This window comes from Sodalinema sp., from assembly GCF_046483825.1.
GTDB lineage: Bacteria > Cyanobacteriota > Cyanobacteriia > Cyanobacteriales > Geitlerinemataceae > Sodalinema.
On sequence record NZ_JAWOCL010000174.1, the window covers coordinates 1 to 20,010 of the forward strand.

Below are 20,010 nucleotides of genomic sequence, written 5' to 3' on the forward strand. Positions count from 1 at the left end.
ATCTCAACACCCCGACTGGGGTGTTTTTTTTGGCCTCCCTCCCCAGCCCTAACATTTTCCAGATTTCCCTTGACATGAAAACTTCGTTCTGCTATAGTAAAACTATAAATAAAGCTTCACCCCTCAATACAAAGCGCACCAAATTTTTGATTGAGGTTGGCAAGGCTTCGCGGCCCCGGTGCGGGCCGCGCAAAGCCAAACATCTAAGCAGCGCAATTTTATTTTCGATTGCCGTACAGAAATCAGACACAAAAACTGGGGGCATCACACCCCCAGTCCAAGCAACCACGACAGGGCAACCACAAGAGATGGCCCCTACGCATCCTCAACCGGACGACGGTCCTTAATCAAGCCAATCGCGCGGCTGACACTTTCGGGCAGAATCACCACCAAACTATCCTTCGGGGCCTCATCCAGAGCAATGTTAATCGCCTTCTCCTCACTGAGAATCGACTCATACCGAGCATCCGGGTTCACTTCCTCAATGCCCTTACAAATCCAATCCGCCGCATCTCCCCGAGGTCGTCCCCGAGTATCATCATCCTCCTTGACAATGATTTGATCGAAAATCTCCGCCGAGAGACGGCCCAACTCCAGGAAATCCTCATCGCGGCGATCGCCGGGTCCCCCAATCACGCCAATACAGGACCCCGGCCAATTGCGGACAAACCCGCCCAACGCCTCATAACTGGCTGCATTGTGAGCATAATCCACCAAAGCGTGAAACTCACCCAAATCAAAGAGATTCATCCGTCCCGGCGTTTGATCCACCGACGCCTTAAAGGTGGCCAACCCAGCGCGAATCGCCTCCAACTCAACCCCTTGCACATAGGTCGCAATACAAGCGGCCAACGCATTCGCAATCATAAACGGGGCCATTCCCTTCAGCGTCAGCGGCACCTCCTCCGCCTTAGCAATCCGCACCATCGAACCACCATCGAGAACCACCAGATAGCCATCCTGATACACCGCCGCCTTACCGCCGTTCTCCACATGCTCCCGCACAATCTCATTATCCGGGTTCATCGAGAAATAGGCGATATGCGATCGCAGCTTCTTGGCCATCCCCGCCACCAACTCATCATCAGCATTGAGAACCGCATAGCCATCGGGGTGAACCGCCTCAGCCACCACCGCTTTCACACTGGCCATCTGCTCAATCGTATCAATATCGCCAATGCCCAAATGGTCGGCGGCCACATTCAACACCACCCCTACATTGGCTTCCTCAAACGCCAACCCAGAGCGGAGAATCCCACCGCGAGCCGTTTCCAGCACCGCCATCTCCACAGTAGGATCACCCAAAATCAGGCCCGCACTCTGGGGACCCGTATTATCGCCAGCCTCAGCTAAAAAGTCACCAATATAGGTGCCATCGGTCGTGGTATACCCCACCACTTGGCCCGTTTGCTTACAAATATGAGCAATCAAGCGCGTGGTCGTGGTCTTGCCATTGGTTCCCGTAATCGAGATAATCGGCACACTGTGGGGGGTTCCCGGTGGAAACAGCATATCCAACACCGGTTTCGCCACATTGCGAGGTTTGCCCTCACTCGGACTCACGTGCATCCGGAACCCCGGCGCCGCGTTGACTTCCACAATCACCCCATCCGTCTCCCGTAGCGGCCGGGAAATATCCGAGGTGACCACATCCATACCGATAATATCTAAACCAATAATCTTGGCCACCCGTTCAGCAATCCAGCGGTTTTCTGGGTGAATCTCATCGGTGCGATCAATAGCAATCCCCCCCGTACTCAGGTTTGCCGTCGCTCGCAGATAGCAGACCTCGCCCTTATCGGGGATACTATGGGCATCGAGACCTTGGCGGTCCAACCATTGCAAACTGGTATTGTCCAACTTCAGCCGCGTCAAGATGTTGTCATGACCATCGCCCCGGCGGGGATCTCGGTTCACATCATCGACTAACTCCGCAATGGTCGACTTACCATCCCCCACCACATGGGCCGGGATGCGTTCGGCCACGGCCACCAACTTACCGTCAATCACCAGCACTCGGTGGTCTTGGCCTTCGTAATAGCGCTCCACAATCACCGATCGCGTCTTCGACTCCTCACTCGCCGCATCATAGGAGGCTTCGGCTTCTTGCCAACTGCGGATATTGATAGCAATGCCCCGGCCATGGTTACCATCGAGGGGTTTGATGACCACGGGATAGCCTCCCACATCGGCGATCGCATCTTCGAGTTCATCGAGATAATGAATCACCGTTCCCCGAGGAACCGGAATCCCCGCATCAGCCAAAATGGTTTTCGTTCCTTCCTTATCACAGGCCAGTTCCACCCCCAGGATGCCACTGTTATCCGTCAGCGTCGCCTGAACTCGTTTCTGATGCACCCCAGTCCCGAAGCGAATCATCGCCCTCGCACTGAGTTGCGTCCAGGGAATATAGCGATAATCGGCTTCCTTAATCAGCGCTTCCGTACTCGGTCCCAAAGCCGCCTCATCCCGCAGATCTCGTAAATCCGTTAAATCCTGTTCCAACTCCGCGAGGGGATAGCGGCCCGTCTCCACAATACTGCTACACAGACGCACCGCCGCCCGCGCCGCATAACGACCCGCCCGCTCATCTTTGTACTCAAAGACCACATTGTAGACTCCAGGAGTCGCCGTCGAGCGAGCGCGACCGAAGCCCACTTCCATCCCGGCCAGAGTTTGCATTTCTAGGGCCACATGCTCAATCACATGACCAAGCAAGGTTCCCTCTTTGACCCGTTTCAGGAAGCCGCCCCGATGACCTGGGGAACAGAAATGCTCTTCAATACTCGGCAACAGTTCGCTGAGGGCTTCGTAAAATCCAGAAATCGTGTCCGTCGTTCGCTCGGCCAGATCCTCGAGGTCTAGGCGCATCACAATTAACTTTTGGCGGCGAATACTCCAGTAGTTGGGTCCGCGTAAGGTGAGGATCTTGAGAATTTTCATAGGAGTAAGTACCAGAGAATCTAGCCGGAGCAGATGGAACAGTACGTGAACACTATAGTTTAGTTTCGATCTGGCGATCGCCTCAAAACTGTTCGCAATGAACAGAATCAACAGAATCATCAGATTCTCGGCTAGAAAACGCCTAAGCCAGACTCGCAAGGGAGACGAACTCTGTGCAATCGCCGACGTTGATCGTCCGAAGTGGCCGCGCGATTCGACAGCAAGGGTCGAACACAACGGGGGTGGCTTCGCAAACGTTGCTCAAGTGTCAGGTCGAGTGGTCCGTCTGCTCCGCCTTATTTTAAGCTTTATTGAGAACATCCCCCAACTAACCCTGACCATAATTGGCTTAAGCCGGTTCAGGGTTAGGACTCGCCACGGCTGTTTAAGACAACAGTAACGCGATCGCCGCTTCGATGATGCGATCGCGCCTCAGGGGAACCACCTCGCCCCCCTCAATGATCTTGTCCACCATCACATAATGGATCAGCCCCCCCACAAAAACCCGAGCCGTGGCCTCTGGATCGTCGATCTGCAACTGAGGCTGTTCTTTAAGATACTCGCTGATCACCTCCAGTCCTGGCTTCAGGAAATGACGCAAAAAGGTTTGAGCAAGCTGGGGAAATCGCGATGATTCACCAATCATCAACCGCACCAAAGCCAGATGATCGGGATCTGACCCGGTTTCGTCGATCAGCGTCTGGGCGAACTCCCGTAATACTTGCTCTGGCTCCCCCGTTAAGGGCTGTTGACGTTGGATTGGCCCCAGTTTGCTCTGGGCGAATTGTTGCACTAAGGCTTTGAATAATCCCTCTTTATCGCCAAAGTGACTATAAATCGTCGCTTTGGAGACTCCGGCGGTGCTGGCCACTCGATCCATGCTCGTCCCCGCATATCCCCGCTGCAAAAATTCTTGCATCGCTCCTTCGAGGATTCTGTCATGTTTCCCTGAAGCCTCTCTCTCGCTGGTCATGGTTCTCCCTCCTGTTCTGATGACGGTACGGTGATCACGCAACTCTGACAACACAACTCTGACAACGCAACTCTGACAACACAACTCTGACAACTCACCTCGGGACTGAAATCCCTGAATGTCTTTTTCGTCTAGTTCGTGTCCGTTTAGTCTAGCGCATAAACTAAACGGTTTAGTTTGAATTTGGCGTTCGATCCGTTATACTAAACTAAACGGTTTAGTCAGGAGCAAGGTTGAGATGAACAGCAGTTGGGCCATGGGCGACAAACCCACTCAAAGCGGGAGTAAGAGAACAGTCCTCACCCTATTGGGGCTGTTGCTGCTGATTGGAGTTGGAGGCTATCAGATCGCGAAGTCACAACAATCACCCTCCGAGGAGATCCTCCCAGTCCGTCGTAGCGAACCGCAAAGCGTCACCGCTCTCGGCTGGCTAGAACCCGAAGGAGAAATCATCCATGTAGCCGCCCCACCATCTCGCGAAGGCGATCGCGTCGAGCGTCTCCTGGTGAACGTGGGGGACTCCGTAGAAGCCGGAGAAACCATCGCCATCCTCGATCGCTACGATCTGCGTCAAGCGGCGGTCGACCTAGCCCAACGAGACATTGACATCGCCATGGCTCAACTGGCTCAAATCGAAGCTGGAGCCAAACCCGGAGACATCGAAGCCCAACGAGCTCGCTTCAACCGCAACCAAGCCGAACTCAACGGACAACTCGCCAGCCAGAGAGCCGCCATCGCCAACCTCGACGCCCAACTCAATGGCGATCGTCGCGCCCAAGAGGCCCAACTCCGTCGCCTCGAAGCCGAAGTCAGCACCGCCGAAAAAGACTGTCAGCGATACCAAGATCTCTATCAGCAGGGAGCCGTTTCAGAACAGCAACGAGACTTCCGTTGTCTCGACGCGACTCGCGCCGTCCGAGAGGTTGAAGAAGCCCAGGCCCAGTATCAGCGCATCATCAGCACCGGCCAGGCCCAAATTCAAGAAGCCGAAGCCAACCTAGTCCGCACCCAGTCCACCCTAGATAGCCAAATTCGAGAAGCCGAAGCTAGTTTAGAGGCGATCGCCCAAATCCGGCCCACCGATATCCGTCTAGCACAAAGCCAACTCCAAGCCGCGATCGCCAAACTCAATCAAGCCGAAGCCGACTTAGCCCTAGCTGTCATCAAAGCGCCTCAAGCCGGACGCATCCTGGATATTCACACTCATCCCGGTGAAGTGGTGGCCCCGGATGGGATTGTTTCCCTCGGACAAACTAACAGCATGACGGTTCTCGCGGAAGTTTACGAAAGCGATGTTGGCCAAATCGAGGTCGGTTTACCCGCCCGCATTAGCAGCAACGCTCTTCCCCAAGATCTTCAGGGAACGGTACAACAGGTTGGCCTACAAGTCTTGCGCCAAAGTGAACTGGATCTCGACCCCGCCGCCAATGTCGATGCTCGAATTGTAGAAGTTCGCATCAATCTTGACGATGAATCGAGTCAAATCGCCACTGATTTTACCAATCTCCATGTCACCGTTAGCATTGACCTCGCAAACACCAATTAAACCGCGAATCTTTCAGGTATGAACTCGCCAGAAACTAGCCTCACAAATAAATTCACAAGCAAAAGTTTTAAGGATTTTCAGGATGTACGGTATGATTTATCGCATTTGATACAAAATTGTAGGGGAACCCACCCCTAGCCCCTCCCAGGAGGGGATTTTTCGCCCCTACAGCAACGGATGTAATCCGTTATCAATTGTTCTTATCCCCCTGAACCCGAAAGACCCAGATTTAACCCGAATTATTCACCTCAATTCCGAAACCCAAATCATCAAAATAATCAACAATTATTACTCATGTTTAATCTCTTAAAAACCCTCAAAAATCGCACACCTCTCGGTTGGTTGCAGCTAACCCATGACCGACCGAGACTCTTAGTCGCTTTGGCGGGAATTGCCTTTTCCGATATCTTGATTTTCATGCAACTCGGATTTCAGACCGCCCTCTATCACAGCAACACGCGCCTGCATACCTATCTCGATGCCGAGATAGTTCTCATGAGTCCCAAAGCCCGCAATATTGTCAACTTAGACATGATTCCTCGACGGCGCTTATATCAATCTTTAGACATTCCCGGAGTCATCAGCGCCGAACCTGTTTATGTTCAATTTGCTGAATGGAAAACCCCTCAAACTCGCAAACAAACAACGATTCTTGCCATTGGCTTTAATCCCGACAAACCCGCGTTTACCTTACCAGAAGTCATTGAACAGGCTCCATTACTCAAATTTCCTAGACACGTGATTTTTGACCGAGGCGCAAGAGGAACCTACGATGAAACAATCGCTCAAATTGATGCTGGGCAACGAGTTCCGACGGAAATTGAAAATAGTAACATTGATATTGCCGGACTCTTTCAAATTGGCGCATCTTTTGCCGCTGATGGAACCGTCATGATGAGCGATCGCACCTTTATGCAGTTATTTTCCCGTCGCCGCCCCGAAGCCATGAGTTTAGGATTACTTCAACTCGAACCCGGTCGCAATCCTGAGGACATTGCTGAAACTTTAGCCAATCATCTCCCTGAAGATGTAACCGTTTTAACCAAAGCCGAATTTGTGGAATTTGAGCGACAATACTGGGCCATGAATACTCCCGTTGGCTTTGTTTTTAGTTTAGGAACCGTGATGGGATTAATCGTGGGAACCGTGATTGTCTATCAAGTCTTGGCGACCGATGTACGCGATCGCCTCCCGGAATATGCCACTTTTAAAGCGATGGGTTACCGCAACCGTTATCTATTAGCTATTGTCTTTGAACAAGCCCTCATTTTGGCGGTCATGGGCTTTATTCCGGGGGCGACGGTCTCGGTGGGCCTCTATGCACTCACCCGAGAGGCGACGAATTTACCCCTGATGATGACGACTATCCGAGCCATTCAAGTTCTCATTTTTACGATTCTCATGTGTGCCGTCTCTGGGGCGATCGCCACCCGAAAACTACAAGCGGCCGATCCAGCGGAAATTTTTGGCTAAGCATTTGATACAAATTTGTATCAAATTTGTAGGATCGAAAAATCTCCTCCTGGGAGGGGTAGGTGTGGGTTATGACCCTACAGCAAGGGATATAATCCGCCCTATTTTTCCTATCACCTTGAACCCCAAAACACCCTTTTTTACGGTTAATTGTTCTCGTTAATTGTTCTCGTTAATTAGTCTCATGGAACCTGCAATTTCTGTCAAACATCTCAACCACTACTTTGGCCAGGGCGAGTTACGGAAACAAACCCTCTTTGACATCAACCTCGATATCAATCCAGGGGAAATTATCATCATGACGGGTCCCTCGGGGTCGGGAAAAACTACCTTACTGACCCTAATTGGTGGCTTGCGTAGCGTTCAGGAGGGAGATTTAACCGTTTTGGGGCGACAACTCGGCGGAGCGAGTTCGGAACAACTGACCCTGGCCCGTCGGCATAATGGCTATATCTTCCAAGCCCATAACCTGCACCATAGCCTCACCGCAAAACAGAACGTGCAAATGGCCCTAGAGTTAGACTCAAACCTCTCTCGTGAGGAGATGAAGCAACGTGCGAGTACCATACTGAAGCGAGTGGGTTTAGGCGATCGCCTCGACTACTATCCAGACAGCTTATCCGGGGGACAAAAACAGCGCGTGGCCATCGCTCGGGCGATCGTCAATCATCCCGCCATGATTCTCGCCGACGAACCCACCGCCGCCCTCGATAGTCATTCGGGGCGAGATGTGGTGACCTTGCTACAAGAATTAGCTCAAGAAGAGCATTGTACGATTCTTTTAGTCACCCATGACAACCGCATTTTAGATGTTGCCGATCGCATTGTCAGTCTCGAAGATGGACGCTTGTTGAGCTAACTGGGGGCGACGACCGAGCAACCCCGTCATCAGTCGCAAGGCGAACACTTTTAGGGGCTGAACATGACGCAAACCCCACAGGCCCAGTTGACGCATCACCACCAGAGGGAACCAGGTATTGGAAAAGGTGCGGTCTAAGAGATCCGTAAATCCCAAAATTGTGAGATTTTCCAGTTTACGCCAGCGTTCATAGCGCCGCAAGACCGTTACATCACCCAGATCCTGACCCTGCTGCTGAGCCGTCTGGAGAACTTCAGCCAACGCGGCGATATCGCGAATCCCCAGATTCATTCCTTGGCCCCCCACCGGATGACAACGATGGGCCGCATCGCCAACTAGAGCCAATCGTGGTTTCACATAGCGATCGCTCTGCATCAATTGCACCGGGAACAGATAGCGAGAACTGGCCAATTCCACTCGTCCCAGGTCTGAGCCAAACCGCCGTTGTAAACGCTCTGTAAACGCCGCCTCATCGAGGTCCATTAGGGCTTTGGCTTCCGCATGGGGAGCGGTCCAGACCACGTTACAGCGGTTTCCCGGTAGGGGCAAAATGGCAAAGGGACCGCTGGCCTGAAATTTCTCGTAGGCGATGTCCTCGTGGGATTTTTCCGGTTTAACTTTGAAGGTGACGCAAGATTGCCAGTATTTCCAGCCTCGGGTGGAGATTCCCGCCGCTTCCCGCAGCGGCGATCGCCCCCCATCGGCGGCCACCACTAAGTTAGCCGTTACTTGTTGCTCTTGGTCGTGATGCTGATAGGTCACCGTGGCCACCTCAGCCCCATAGTCAATCTGCTGCACTGAAGCCGAGCAGAGTGTGCATACTTTGTCGGATTTGTCAAGGTATTCCCGCAAACTTTTAAGCAGTGGCGTATGTTCAGCCACATAGCCGAGGCGATCGCCGTCTAAATCCTGGGGCAGAAAGCGCACATCACCGGGGCGATCGCCATCAGACAGCCGAATCTGACGAAAGGTGTTGATTTGGGGCAAAATCGCCTCCCAAACGCCAATTCCCTGCAAAATCTGCCCCGTGAGCAACGTCACCGCATAAACCTGTTGCCGGGCGATCGCCGCCTCTCGGGACTGGGCATCGAGGAGAATCACCTGCAACCCCGAGTCCCGCAGGGCGCAGGCCAGGGCGCTCCCCACCACACCGCCGCCGACAATGGCAACGTCATAGTGGGAGCGGGTCACAGGAGTATCAGTAGAGACAGACTGGGGCAATGAGGACATGAATCAATGACCAATGTAACCAAATGTTAAGCATCGTTGTTCGTATTATATAGCAATCGAAGATTGCCTGATTGATTCTCTAACTAACTTAGAGAATCCTCCTATTGCCTATTGCCTATTGCCTTCTTATCCCCCGTTTTTTGTCCTATTCAGACCAATTTTGGCTATAAACCCGTCCTCGCCAGTGGGTCGGTCGATGCAGCGCCGAGAGGGAAATGCGTAGGGCTGCTAGGGGATCGGCTAGAGGGGAGAGCCAGAACAGCCACGCTCCCTGGGCCTGAGTGCGATCATAAGACGAGGCGATCGCCCAACCCAACGCCACACGAATCAGCAACAACAGACCATTCACCCCCAGCAAAACCGCCGTCACAGGAGTCGCAGGCAGAGAAACGAAGGCGGACCCCAACAGCAGCGGTAAGGGCAGTCCTTGCAGCATCCAGAGCAGCCAAACATCACTCCAAGTCTGTCCCCAGGATGAAGCATCTTTGAGATCGAGCGATCGCCCCCACTCGCGCCAAGTTTCGGCCGCCCCATCGTACATTCGCACCTTCAGCAACTGACAGCCATCCCAAAAGGCCACCCGATAGCCTCGCCGGGCCACCTCTCGCGCCAAGGTGACATCATCACAAAACGATCGCCGAGCGCAGTCATAGCCATCAATGGCCTGCAACACCGACCGCCGCACCAACAGACATTGACCATTGGCCATCACCCGTTCCGGGGAGGGACTGGGGCTACCCGTGGGGCCAAAGCGATAGAGGAGCGTCATCAACAACGCCGGTTGCAACAACAACTCACCGGGATATTTCAAAATAAAGCGCGGCGAGAGAGAGACCAAATCATAGCCCTCTGTTTCGGCTTCGGCTAACAAACTGGCCACCAAACCCGGTTGAGGTTGAGTATCGGCATCAATCCCTAAAATCCACTCCACCGGAGCTAATCGGGGTTTCTCTTGACTCGACTCCATCGCCTCAGAGTCGAGATCTTCCGCGCAATCTTCCGCGCAAAAATAGCGATAGCCATTGTGCAACGCCCAGGGACGGCCCACCCAATTCGTCGGGAGAGGGTCATCCTCAAGCAACCGCACCCGAGGATCTCGCTCGGCAAAGGATTGCACCAATTCCTGAGTCCCATCCTGAGAGCGACTATCCACCACCACAATTGAGCGCACCTCATGGGCCTGGCGCGTTAACCCCGTTAGACAGGGCGTGAGGCGATGCACCTCATTGAGAGTCGGAACCATGACCCCGACGGCCCCCAGGCGATCGCCGAGTAGGGTTTTCGGGGTCAGGGGCGGCTTACGGGTTGGCCCCGAGGCCAGGCGAGACAGCCAAATGGCCACAGCCGGCAGCTGAAGCAGTAACAGGATGAAAATCAGACTATCCATGAATCTTGCGAGTTTGGGGACGCGATCGCCCAGGAGTGGCGGCAAAGCTTCCATCATGGCAACAAGAGACCCCAAACGGCAAGTGGGGGCCAGAAAAACTGGCCCAGAACGGCAGTCTAGGGCTTATTTCGCGGCCGTTTCCAGAGCCGGTAGGTCCAAACCTCCCTCAGCGGCGATCGCGTCGTCCTCGTTGCCGTCAGACACCGCTATGGGTGCGAGTCGCCAACAGAGTAACGCCGGAACCACACCAAAGAGGGTACTCAGCAGGGTAGGAACCGTAAACTGAGCATCCAACAGCACTAAGGTGATACTGGCCCCAAAGATGAAATTCACCAGATAGACAGCAACAGGTAAACGCAACTCACGACGAGGCAGCAGAAACTGTTTGCCATTCTGCAACGCCGTAGCCACGGTCATATAGACCACCCCCGTACCAATCCAACCGGCGATATTGCGGTAGGGCATCCCAAAGAAGCTGCCCACCTCTTCAAAGGCCCAGAACGGATAGGGGGTTTGACTCATCGCCGGATCTAAGACTAAATCCCAGGCCGTCAACAGAATTGCCCCGAGCGAAATCGCAGCAATTTGACGTTGCCAACGAACCAAAGGTGTCGCCTCCATCGCGGCGGTGGCCAAGACAAAACAGACAAACCCCATATAGAACCAAGACAGGGGAATCGTGAAGGGAACTAACCCCGCCACCTTGTACCCCAAGCCGCTGAGGTAATGGTAGGCCCCAAAGGGAAAGCCGGTGCTGGTTCCAATGAGTTCACTACTGAGCGAGAGGAAAAATGAGGGTATAAAGAAGGCCAGGAGTGGTTTTAAGCCAAGAGTGCGGTAGGCAAATAGCCCGACGGCGATCGCCCCAAGGATAATGTAGCTAACACCCCCTTGGCTCATGCCCCAGCTAAAGGCGTGCAGTCCTAGGGGCGATAACCCGGCAATAAACTCAGGATTTGGGAGAACCAGCAGCAGTCCCGCTAGCCCAAACGCCATTGAGAGGATATGAATGCCCAAGCAGGCGCGTTCGGCGATTCTGAGATGCTTCATGGGAGGTTAACTTTTTTTACAAGCACTGACGATGAGTTTACAAATTGTAACGTATTCGGTTTTCACCCTTAAAGAGATTGACCCGAATCGGGCCGGCCAGCCCCAGCCGAGAGACCCAGTTCAGCCCAAGCACAGGGTAAGATAGAGTCGCAGAACCAGCCTGAACCCCTCCCGTTTGTCGTTGCGGTCAGCCTGGGGGAGTGAGCCAAACACCATGAAAGCACAAGTGTTTCACGGTCAAGGGGGTCTACAGTATCAAGACCTTCCCCAACCGACCGCCGATGCGGGAGATGTCATCATCGAAGTCAAGGCCGTGGGCCTATCTCCCCTAGATCTCCACCGTCTGCAAGTCCCTGAACTCGAACAACCCCTCGTGTTAGGGCGAGAAATTGCCGGAACCATCGCCGAAGTGGGGGACCACGTGAGTGGTTGGCGCGTCGGACAACGGGTGGCTACCCTGGCTCATGTTCCCTGTATGCGCTGTCTAGCCTGCCTAGAAGACCGTTTTTCCGCCTGTCGCACCTATCAGGCCCATACCACCAGCGCCGGCTTAACGGCCAGTGGTGGCGGCTTTGCCGAATTTGTTAAAGTTCCCGAACATTTAGTCAAACATGGGGGTCTCATAGCCCTGCCGGGACATATTACCTTTGATCGGGCCTGTTTTTTGCAACCGATCAATAGCCTATTGCATAGTTTCGCCCGGCTGCGGCTCGAACCTGAACAACAGATTTGGATTTTAGGGGCCGGTTCCCTCGGGGCGATCGCCGTTCTGCTGGCCCAACGACTGGGCCTGCATCCCCTGGTGAGCGATCGCTCTCCCCAACGCCTCGACGCGGCCCTCGACTTAGGGGCCAAAGCGGCCTTTAACAGCAATAGCGAGGATCTCCACACCAAAGTCCGGGCCTTTACCGACGGCGAAGGCGTTGACGCGGCCCTACTCACGGAACCCCGAGGCTGGGATGTCATGCACGCCCTCGATGGCACCCGGCCCGGGGGAAAACTGCTGTGTTTGACGGATTTCGCCGATCCCCTACCGGTTCCCCTTGATCCCCTCGCCTTTGCCCGCCGCCAAATTGACCTACTCGGCTGTTCCGGCCTCTCACCGCGACAACAGCAGCGCAGCCTCACCTATCTCTTCGATCATCATCTTCCCCTCGAAACCACCATCAGCGATCGCATCCCCCTCATCGATCTCCCCCAAAAAATCGAACAAGCCCAACATCCCAACAGCGACAGTCGTAAAATTTTGGTGTATCCCCGCTAACCCAACCCGCTAACCCAACCCGCTCATGGACTCCAAGCGTACGGTTCCCGAACCCTCATGACGATTTACTTTTACAAAGCGGATGACGACTACGGCTGCTTTTCCAACTTCTCCCACCACCCCATCACCCTAGGGGGCCAACATTGGCCCACCGTCGAACATTACTATCAAGCCCATAAATTCCTAGGAACCCTCGATGAACCCCTAATGGCGGTGATTCGCCAGGCCCCCAGTCCCGAAGCGGCGGCCCGCCTCGGCCGCGATCGCCGTCGCCAACCCCGGCCCGACTGGAATCAGATTAAACCCCAACTGATGTACGAAGCGGTGAAGGTTAAATTTCTCAGCCATCTCGATATCCAACAGATACTCCTCAAGACTGGAGAGGAAGAACTCATCGAAAACTCCCCGGTGGACTACTTTTGGGGCTGTGGCGCCGATGGATCTGGCCAGAACCACCTGGGACGGATTCTCATGACAATTCGCTCAGAATTGCGACAGCAACAGCCAAGGTGTCATCCCCCTCATCTCAAAACCCGCGATCCTTGATACTAGATCCGTGAGACGTTTCCTGAGAGTGCCGATGAACATTTTAATTGTTGAAGACGACCGCGAAATTGCCCAACTGTTGCAACAAACCCTCGAACCCGAAGGCTTTAACTGTCAGCAAGCCGCCGATGGTTTAACCGCGATCGAGGCGTTTCGTCACTACAACCCGGATCTAATTGTCTTAGATTTAATGCTCCCCGGCCTCGACGGCTTAGAAGTTTGCGCCCGCATTCGTCAACAACCGGGAGATAAAGACCCCTATATCCTCATGTTGACGGCCAAAGGAGAAGAAATCGATCGCGTCATTGGCCTATCAACCGGGGCCGATGACTATTTGGTGAAACCCTTTAGCCCTCGGGAATTAGTGGCGCGGGTGCGAGCCTTGCTGCGGCGTAGTTTACGTCAAGGGGGCCAGGACAATATGCACCGCACCGCTCACTTTACCCTCAACCTCGATCGCCATACCGCCAGCCGCGACCTGGGTGAGTCTCCTGAACCCCTGGATTTAACGGCGTTGGAGTTTAATCTGCTCTCAACCCTGATGAGTTACCCCGGCCGGGTGTGGAGTCGGAGTCAACTCATCGATCGCCTCTGGGGAAATGACTTTTTTGGCGATGAGCGGGTGGTGGATACTCATGTGGCCCGATTGCGTAAAAAAGTCGAAGTCGATCCCACCCAACCGCAGTTTGTGAAAACTGTTGTCGGGGTGGGGTATAAGTTCGTCGATGAGCCGGCCGTGGACTAAGAGAGTTGCGATACAGTTAAAGGGAGTTGAGATCTATCGATACATTGGTAATCCCTATGGCAGAGACACAAGTTGAGACCGAGACCACCTCGGTCAATAACGGCATCGCGATCGCCCCGAAACGGCTCTCGCCTGAACAATTCAAAACACGATTTGAGCAACTGCTTCCTCTGATCACTCAGGAATGGACTAACCTCGATCGCGAGGAGTTAATGGCCACAGACGGGGATTTAGACCGAGTGGTGGACATCATCGCCGCCGCCACGGATCACACCAAAACCTTAATTCAGGCTCAGCTCGCCGAACTGCATTCCCTGAGCCTCACCTGGGAACGCCGGGAACAACAGCAAACGGCCTTACAGCAAACCCCGAGTCAAGCTCCGAGCCAGTCCTCAAACCAATCTCCCAACAAGGATAAGGACAACCCAGACGAGGAACATCCCCCCAGTCCCAGTATTGATGATGTCTTGGACTTATTGGAGCGACGCACCGAACAGCTCGTTGAACGAGTCAAAGCCGATGTCTTACCCGAGGCGAAATCTCAGGCCAAACGCAACTTAGGGGCATCCATTTTAACCGCGTTGGGGATTGGCTTCTTGTTAGGACTGTTCGTTGGAGGAAGTGGTGGCGATCGCAAATGAGAGAGACAGCCTCCGCTCTGAGGTCGAAACCTATGTCCGCCGCAGTTTAGGCCTCCTGAAGATTCTCCTAGAACTGCACCTCGATATTGCTCAGCGAGAAGCCGCTCGGGAACAACGGCGACTGCTGCTCGGGATTGTTGCGGCTTCGATTGGAATTGGCTTGTTGGCCATGGGAACCGGACTCTTGCAAGCGATCGCCGTCTGGTGGGTTCACCGCTTAGGATTAACGTGGTTTGCGGCCCTGGCCAGCGTCGCCGTGGCGGATACAGTATTAGGCCTACTCGGCCTCCTCATCGCCGTCCTCACCCTACGCGGCGGTTATATGAGTGAAACTCGTCGCCGAGTTGCCAGCACCACCGCCACCTTGCTACAAGATCAAGATTAAACATAAGACCCTAATCGACCATGCGATCGCCAACCCTTCGACTGTCTGTCTGTTTATTAGGCCTGTGGCTCTGTTGGGGAACCCCCACCTGGGCGCAAGTTCTGCGAGAACCCACTCAGGAGGAAGTTCTCAGTCAAGAGGATTTGTTCACTCGCCTAGAGAGGGTACAAGTTCTCTATCTCGGGGAAGTCCACAATCGCCCCCCGGATCAGGCCGCACAACTGGAGATTCTACAACGCTGGTATGAACAAAACCCGCAACTGGCGATCGGCTTGGAGATGTTTGAACGGCCGCAACAGACCTATATTGACCAATATCTGGCCGGAGAAATTAGCGAAGCGGAATTTCTGGAACGGACGCAGTTTGAGACACGCTGGGGCTTTCCCTGGGAATCCTACGCCCCGATTCTCCGCTTCGCCAAAGCGCACAATCTGCCGGTGTTGGCCTTAAACGCTCCCATCGAAGCCATACGGGAGGTGGCCCGAGGCGGATTTGAGAATCTCTCCCCGCAACACTTGTCAGATCTGCCGCCCATCGACGAGTTTGACCTGGATAATGCGGCCTATCGTCAACGACTGCGGCAGATTTTCGATGGCTATCATGAGGGTCATGGCTCCAGTGAAGGCTTTGAGAGCTTTTTTAAGGCCCAAATCCTCTGGGATGAAACCATGAGCTACCATGTGGCTGAGTTTTTACAAACCCACCCGGAACGAGCCCTGGTCGTCATCGCCGGACAAGGGCATATTCTCTATGGTGACGGCATCCCCAGTCGCGTTCAACGTCGTCTGGAGGATATCAAACAGCTCTCGCTGGTGTTTGACCCTGATCCTGAGCTGTTGTCCACTCCAGAGCGTCCCTTAGCGGATCTCATTTGGCACCACGAGAACTCAGAGCCTGATATAGAGCCTGAAGGAGAGACGGAAAATAACCCAGATTAACGGGTTTTAATCAGGGAAAGTCCCGGAGAGGGGGCGAGGGTAATTCCCCGCCGGACTGGTTTCACCGGCGGCTGGTCTGGGAGGGTGAACTCATGTTCGGTGATTAGGGTGGCGAGCGCCAGTTTGAGTTCATACATCGCCAGGGCCATGCCCAAACAGCGACGATTCCCCCCACCAAAGGGATAGAACTCATAGGGGGAGTATTGCCGTTCTAGGAAGCGTTCTGGCTTGAAGCTGTGGGAGTCAGGGAAGATGTCCTCTCGATGGTGGGTCAGATAGATACAAGGGGCCAGGACCGTTTCGGCGGGGAACTGATAATCGCCGACTTGGATGGGTTCCTTGGCGATGCGCGGGAAGGTCACCATGGCCACGGGATAGATGCGTAGGGTTTCGTTGCACACGGCTGTCAGATAGGGCAATTTAAAGACCGCCATGGGGTCGGGGTTTTCACCGAGGGCTGTGATTTCTTCGATGAGGCGATCGCGGACGCTGTCGACGCGATGGACCCAATACAAGGCCCAAGCCAGAGCGGTGGCGGTGGTTTCATGACCGGCCAGGAGTAGGGTCACCAGTTCATCGCGCAGTTCCTTATCGCTCATTCCCTGACCCTCTTCATCCCGCGCCAGCAGGAGCAGACTGAGGATGTCTTGGCGCTCCTCTAGGGACGCTTGGCGACGTTGCTGGATTTCGCGGTAGAGGAGTTCGTCTAACTGGTCGCGGATGGCCAGAAAGCGCCCCCAGGGACTCCAGGGACCGAGATTCCGTTGTAGGGATTTGAGGAAGAGCAAGCTGGATTTGACAGGGGAGGCGGTCATGTCCAGGAAGGTGGACATGGTGCGGCGCATCGTTTCGTACTGATCTCCCTGGTTTAAGCCAAAGACGGCTTGGAGGATGACGCGCATGGTGATTTCTTCGGTGAGCGATCGCACCCGAAAGGCCTCGCCCTGGGGTTGGCGGTCAATGGCGCGACGGGTGAGCTGGGTGATAATCTCGCCATAGGTCACCATGCGATCGCCGTGAAAGGAGGGCATCAATAACTGACGTTGCTGTTTATGAACCGCGCCGTCAAGCAACAGCAGGGAGTTATCCCCCACCAGAGGCCCTAAAATGCCATTGGCTCGGCCGGCGTCAAAACAACGAGCTGGGGCCGATAGAATGGTGCGAACATGGTCGGGATGGCTGACAAAGACGAAGCCATCGAGGTTGACACCGAGGTGAGCGTTAAAGGTTTCTCCGAGTTGGTTCTGGTTCCGTTCCAGGTAGCCGGTTGGATCGAAGATCCACTCAAACAGTTGCCATTGAGGGGGCGTTTTTGGGGTATTGACTGTGACCATGATTGGCGGGATTTTTGTCAGTATTTAACACTTTGGTAGTGACACTTGATTTGATTGGAGCCTTTACAAAACAAGTATTGTATGCAGTTTAAATGTCCTATCTAAACTGGCTTAATTAGGTGTAAAATTGAAGATGAATGCGGGTATTGAGTTTTTCTTGTACCGGTTCGCCTCCTTTTAGATGTTGTTCTAGGATTTTGGGGACATCTTCAGGCTGAACTTGCCAATACCAGGTTTCATCTTGGGTGACTCGCACCGAGGGTCCTGTGCTACATTGTCCGAGACAGCCGCACCCCTGGACAACAACCCCTTTGGGATTGGCGTCTTGGAAGGCTTGTAGGGTTTTGGCGGAACCATTGAGTTCACAGGAGCGGTTCTGACAGACGTAGATACAGGGAATGGTGCGTGAAAGGGGGTTGGTTTGCGCGTCAGTCATGGTAGAGCGATCGCCATAGCGTCTTCGTTACTTATGGTAACGAGTTGTGATGGGCGATCGCGATTCTTCACCGAAGGGGGGATCGTCGAGGGGTATCATGGCAGTAGCGAATCCTGAACAGTACAGTCCCTAAACTCCACTATGGTTAAAACCGTTGCGGATGTGATGAGTCACGATCCCATCGTCGTCACACCTGAGACTCCCATCCAAGAGGCCATTCAAATTATTGCTGAACGCCGCATTAGCGGGCTACCGGTGGTCAACGACCAGGGTAAAATCATCGGAATGCTCTCAGAAACCGATTTGATGTGGCGCGAAACGGGGGCCACTCCTCCGGCCTACATCACCATTCTCGACAGTGTCATCTATTTGGAGAATCCCAAGCATTACGAAAAACAACTGCACAAGGTTCTCGGACAAACGGTGCAGGATGTGATGAGCAAAGGAAATATGTTTACAACCACTCCTGATTGTGCCTTGCGGGAGGCGGCGCGATTGATGCACGAGAAAAAGGTGCATCGTCTCCCGGTTCTTGGAGATGGCGATCGCGTGGTGGGGATTCTCTCCCGAGGCGATATCATTCGCGCCATGGCCAGTCCGGAAGTTGAGGCTTAATCTCGTTATTTTCCCTGTTCTGACGTTCCTTATTACAACATGGATATTACACCCGACGCTGTGAAAGCGCTACTCGATTCTGATGATTATGGCGATCGCCTCAGTGGCGTGAATAAACTCGATTATATTGATGCGAGTCTCGCGTTTGACTATGTGGTTCCTGTCGTCACAGATCCGAATCCACGGGTTCGCTATACAGCGGTTTGTAAGCTCTCAAGTTTGGGACATCAGAACCGGGAGTTGTCTTTAACTCTGTTGCGAACTCGCCTGTATGATGACCCCGAATTAGACGTGAAAGCAGCGGCGGCCGATGCGTTGGGGGCCTTGAAGTTCCGGGAAGCCTACCCGGATTTGGCGCAACTGTACCACAATAACGACGATTGGATTGTGCGCCTCAGTATTGTGGCGGCGTTAGCGGAAATGGAGGCCCCTGAAGCGGTAGAATTGCTCCATGAAGCCCTCCACAGCGACACGGAATTAGTGCAAACAACGGCCATTGGTGCCTTAGGGGAAGTCGGAGATCCCCAAGCGGTTCCCTGGATTACTGAGTTCATGGCCCACCCGGAACCGCAAACTCGGCAACGAGTGGCCCAGGCCCTCGGACAAATTGGCGGGGAGTCGGTGCAGGAGGCTCTACAAACTTTGGCCCAGGACGAACATCCTCAAGTGGCTGAATGCGCTCAACGCTATCTCTGATCTCTTAAAGGTCTCAGGATTTGGGGTCTGTTATACTCGACTCATCTCGACGGGTTAAGTTTATGGGTTGAAGGACCTTTTAATCGATTCCCAGGCCTGATCAACTCCATTGATATATTCAGGCGGAGTATCTGGAGAGAAGGGATAAGTTACTCGTCTTTGAACCCTGGTGACGGCTTCACTTTCAGTTTTTAGGTGGTGGGCAAATTTTTGAATCCGAAGAGCTTGTCGGTCATAGCTGCGCTCAAAAGGAAAAGCCAGGAGGGGAACGCCTAATAGACGACATTCATGAACAATATTGTATCCCCCACCACTGATGACGGCTGATGCCAATTGTAGATAGTCCAATGCGGGATAATGAGAAAACCATAAGGAGGGTGGACATTTGGGGGGACAGTTTGAGGCGAGACAGCGAACTTGATAGGGAGGAAGTGATGCTGCTAAATGCTTGGTGATGCGTCCGAAAAATGCCTGTTCTGATGTTTTCCCGGTTGCACAGATGATCGCGAGTGGGGAGGTGCGGGTTACTTTTAAACGGGAAGAGGCAAGATGAATGGGTAATAATTCTTGGCAATTGCGAACCAGCCAGGGGGGAGTGTGAATGGTCTGAGGAAAGCAAGCAAAGGGTAAATCGTTCCCTTCTCCGGGAATCAGAATTGGGTCATATTGAGCGGCCCAAATATCGGCTTGTTTGACTTTGATGTAGTGAGGGTTTAGGTCACGATGAACCAATATTTTGGGAATGGATAAGCGGGGTAAAATGGTTGTTAACTCGCCGGTAAGTCCTCGTGGAAAGGTATCTACGATCAATCCTATGGCGGGTTGTTGGCATTGCTGTTGTATCCAATATTGACGCGCTTGTAAGGATGTTTGAGGAAGCTGACGTAGTTCGAGGGAGAACGGAGACGGGGAGGATGCTAAGGTTACTGCGATCGCACCAGCATAAGGG

At 53.6% G+C, this 20,010-nt stretch carries 19 protein-coding genes; 11 read left to right on the plus strand and 8 right to left on the minus strand.

The features are described from left to right. Window positions 1–315: 315 nt before the first annotated feature. Complete coding sequence (gene cphA / locus R6U67_RS11305) at window positions 316–2,943, minus strand: cyanophycin synthetase (RefSeq protein ID WP_410252643.1); 2,628 nt, start codon at window positions 2,941–2,943, stop codon at window positions 316–318. A gap of 385 nt (window positions 2,944–3,328) precedes the next feature. Next, a complete protein-coding gene (locus tag R6U67_RS11310) occupies window positions 3,329–3,916 on the minus strand; it encodes a TetR/AcrR family transcriptional regulator (protein WP_410252645.1) in 588 nt (195 codons plus the stop codon). Between the two features lie 238 nt (window positions 3,917–4,154). Here R6U67_RS11310 and R6U67_RS11315 point away from each other — a divergent pair, with 238 nt between their 5' ends. From R6U67_RS11315 to R6U67_RS11325, 3 genes are all read left to right on the plus strand, one after another. After that, window positions 4,155–5,462 carry an efflux RND transporter periplasmic adaptor subunit gene (locus tag R6U67_RS11315; RefSeq protein WP_410252646.1) on the plus strand — a complete coding sequence of 436 codons (1,308 nt, stop codon included), beginning with the start codon at window positions 4,155–4,157 and terminating at the stop codon, window positions 5,460–5,462. A 294-nt stretch (window positions 5,463–5,756) separates the two neighbouring features. Then, a complete protein-coding gene (gene devC, locus R6U67_RS11320; protein WP_410252647.1) occupies window positions 5,757–6,935 on the plus strand; it encodes an ABC transporter permease DevC in 1,179 nt (392 codons plus the stop codon). Window positions 6,936–7,119: 184 nt separating this feature from the next. Next, window positions 7,120–7,794: a DevA family ABC transporter ATP-binding protein gene (locus R6U67_RS11325; RefSeq protein ID WP_087708478.1), complete on the plus strand. Its 675-nt coding sequence runs from the start codon at window positions 7,120–7,122 to the stop codon at window positions 7,792–7,794. On the opposite strand, the gene R6U67_RS11330 is transcribed toward R6U67_RS11325, so the two are convergent. From R6U67_RS11330 to cruF, 3 genes are all read right to left on the minus strand, one after another. Further along, complete coding sequence (locus tag R6U67_RS11330; protein ID WP_410252648.1) at window positions 7,741–9,024, minus strand: FAD-dependent hydroxylase; 1,284 nt, start codon at window positions 9,022–9,024, stop codon at window positions 7,741–7,743. The genes R6U67_RS11325 and R6U67_RS11330 overlap by 54 nt on opposite strands. Window positions 9,025–9,169: 145 nt before the next feature. Continuing rightward, complete coding sequence (locus R6U67_RS11335; protein WP_410252659.1) at window positions 9,170–10,411, minus strand: glycosyltransferase family 2 protein; 1,242 nt, start codon at window positions 10,409–10,411, stop codon at window positions 9,170–9,172. Between the two features lie 123 nt (window positions 10,412–10,534). Further along, window positions 10,535–11,461, minus strand: a complete 927-nt coding sequence (gene cruF, locus R6U67_RS11340; protein ID WP_410252649.1) for a gamma-carotene 1'-hydroxylase CruF — start codon at window positions 11,459–11,461, stop codon at window positions 10,535–10,537. Window positions 11,462–11,675: 214 nt separating this feature from the next. Here cruF and R6U67_RS11345 point away from each other — a divergent pair, with 214 nt between their 5' ends. The 6 genes from R6U67_RS11345 to R6U67_RS11370 are packed head-to-tail and all read left to right on the plus strand — an operon-like array spanning window position 11,676 to window position 15,980. Continuing rightward, a complete protein-coding gene (locus R6U67_RS11345; RefSeq protein ID WP_087708409.1) occupies window positions 11,676–12,725 on the plus strand; it encodes an alcohol dehydrogenase catalytic domain-containing protein in 1,050 nt (349 codons plus the stop codon). A 57-nt stretch (window positions 12,726–12,782) separates the two neighbouring features. Then, entirely contained in the window at window positions 12,783–13,271 is a 489-nt protein-coding gene (locus R6U67_RS11350; RefSeq protein WP_410252650.1) for an NADAR family protein, read from the plus strand. A 34-nt stretch (window positions 13,272–13,305) separates the two neighbouring features. After that, a complete protein-coding gene (locus tag R6U67_RS11355; protein ID WP_410252651.1) occupies window positions 13,306–14,016 on the plus strand; it encodes a response regulator transcription factor in 711 nt (236 codons plus the stop codon). A gap of 56 nt (window positions 14,017–14,072) precedes the next feature. Further along, entirely contained in the window at window positions 14,073–14,657 is a 585-nt protein-coding gene (locus R6U67_RS11360) for a hypothetical protein (RefSeq protein ID WP_410252652.1), read from the plus strand. Next, window positions 14,641–15,042 carry a phage holin family protein gene (locus R6U67_RS11365; RefSeq protein ID WP_410252653.1) on the plus strand — a complete coding sequence of 134 codons (402 nt, stop codon included), beginning with the start codon at window positions 14,641–14,643 and terminating at the stop codon, window positions 15,040–15,042. The genes R6U67_RS11360 and R6U67_RS11365 overlap by 17 nt, the downstream gene beginning before the upstream one ends. A gap of 20 nt (window positions 15,043–15,062) precedes the next feature. After that, on the plus strand, window positions 15,063–15,980 hold the full coding sequence (locus R6U67_RS11370) for a ChaN family lipoprotein (RefSeq protein WP_410252654.1): 918 nt from the start codon (window positions 15,063–15,065) through the stop codon (window positions 15,978–15,980). On the opposite strand, the gene R6U67_RS11375 is transcribed toward R6U67_RS11370, so the two are convergent. Beyond that, entirely contained in the window at window positions 15,977–17,314 is a 1,338-nt protein-coding gene (locus R6U67_RS11375) for a cytochrome P450 (RefSeq protein ID WP_410252655.1), read from the minus strand. The genes R6U67_RS11370 and R6U67_RS11375 overlap by 4 nt on opposite strands. Before the next feature lie 115 nt (window positions 17,315–17,429). Continuing rightward, window positions 17,430–17,750 (minus strand): (2Fe-2S) ferredoxin domain-containing protein, encoded by a 321-nt coding sequence (locus tag R6U67_RS11380; protein WP_068787630.1) that lies wholly within the window; start codon window positions 17,748–17,750, stop codon window positions 17,430–17,432. A gap of 141 nt (window positions 17,751–17,891) precedes the next feature. Here R6U67_RS11380 and R6U67_RS11385 point away from each other — a divergent pair, with 141 nt between their 5' ends. Together R6U67_RS11385 and nblB are read left to right on the plus strand one after the other, a co-directional pair. Continuing rightward, the gene (locus tag R6U67_RS11385; protein WP_410252656.1) at window positions 17,892–18,365 is read left to right on the plus strand and encodes a CBS domain-containing protein; all 474 of its coding nucleotides are present in this window, start codon (window positions 17,892–17,894) and stop codon (window positions 18,363–18,365) included. Window positions 18,366–18,404: 39 nt separating this feature from the next. Beyond that, window positions 18,405–19,061 (plus strand): phycobilisome degradation protein NblB, encoded by a 657-nt coding sequence (gene nblB / locus R6U67_RS11390; protein WP_410252657.1) that lies wholly within the window; start codon window positions 18,405–18,407, stop codon window positions 19,059–19,061. Between the two features lie 60 nt (window positions 19,062–19,121). On the opposite strand, the gene R6U67_RS11395 is transcribed toward nblB, so the two are convergent. Further along, window positions 19,122–20,010 (minus strand): hypothetical protein (locus tag R6U67_RS11395; protein WP_410252658.1); only part of this gene is annotated, 889 nt, incomplete at its 5' end.

Bases quoted from the DNA above. Each gene is read 5' to 3' on its own strand.
- cruF (WP_410252649.1), bottom strand. From the start codon at position 11,461: ATGAAGCATCTCAGAATCGCCGAACGCGCCTGCTTGGGCATTCATATC.
- R6U67_RS11330 (WP_410252648.1), bottom strand. From the start codon at position 9,024: ATGTCCTCATTGCCCCAGTCTGTCTCTACTGATACTCCTGTGACCCGC.
- R6U67_RS11355 (WP_410252651.1), top strand. From the start codon at position 13,306: ATGAACATTTTAATTGTTGAAGACGACCGCGAAATTGCCCAACTGTTG.
- R6U67_RS11360 (WP_410252652.1), top strand. From the start codon at position 14,073: ATGGCAGAGACACAAGTTGAGACCGAGACCACCTCGGTCAATAACGGC.
- devC (WP_410252647.1), top strand. From the start codon at position 5,757: ATGTTTAATCTCTTAAAAACCCTCAAAAATCGCACACCTCTCGGTTGG.
- R6U67_RS11375 (WP_410252655.1), bottom strand. From the start codon at position 17,314: ATGGTCACAGTCAATACCCCAAAAACGCCCCCTCAATGGCAACTGTTT.
- R6U67_RS11315 (WP_410252646.1), top strand. From the start codon at position 4,155: ATGAACAGCAGTTGGGCCATGGGCGACAAACCCACTCAAAGCGGGAGT.
- nblB (WP_410252657.1), top strand. From the start codon at position 18,405: ATGGATATTACACCCGACGCTGTGAAAGCGCTACTCGATTCTGATGAT.
- R6U67_RS11385 (WP_410252656.1), top strand. From the start codon at position 17,892: ATGGTTAAAACCGTTGCGGATGTGATGAGTCACGATCCCATCGTCGTC.
- R6U67_RS11335 (WP_410252659.1), bottom strand. From the start codon at position 10,411: ATGGATAGTCTGATTTTCATCCTGTTACTGCTTCAGCTGCCGGCTGTG.
- R6U67_RS11350 (WP_410252650.1), top strand. From the start codon at position 12,783: ATGACGATTTACTTTTACAAAGCGGATGACGACTACGGCTGCTTTTCC.
- R6U67_RS11345 (WP_087708409.1), top strand. From the start codon at position 11,676: ATGAAAGCACAAGTGTTTCACGGTCAAGGGGGTCTACAGTATCAAGAC.
- R6U67_RS11380 (WP_068787630.1), bottom strand. From the start codon at position 17,750: ATGACTGACGCGCAAACCAACCCCCTTTCACGCACCATTCCCTGTATC.
- R6U67_RS11325 (WP_087708478.1), top strand. From the start codon at position 7,120: ATGGAACCTGCAATTTCTGTCAAACATCTCAACCACTACTTTGGCCAG.
- cphA (WP_410252643.1), bottom strand. From the start codon at position 2,943: ATGAAAATTCTCAAGATCCTCACCTTACGCGGACCCAACTACTGGAGT.
- R6U67_RS11370 (WP_410252654.1), top strand. From the start codon at position 15,063: ATGCGATCGCCAACCCTTCGACTGTCTGTCTGTTTATTAGGCCTGTGG.
- R6U67_RS11310 (WP_410252645.1), bottom strand. From the start codon at position 3,916: ATGACCAGCGAGAGAGAGGCTTCAGGGAAACATGACAGAATCCTCGAA.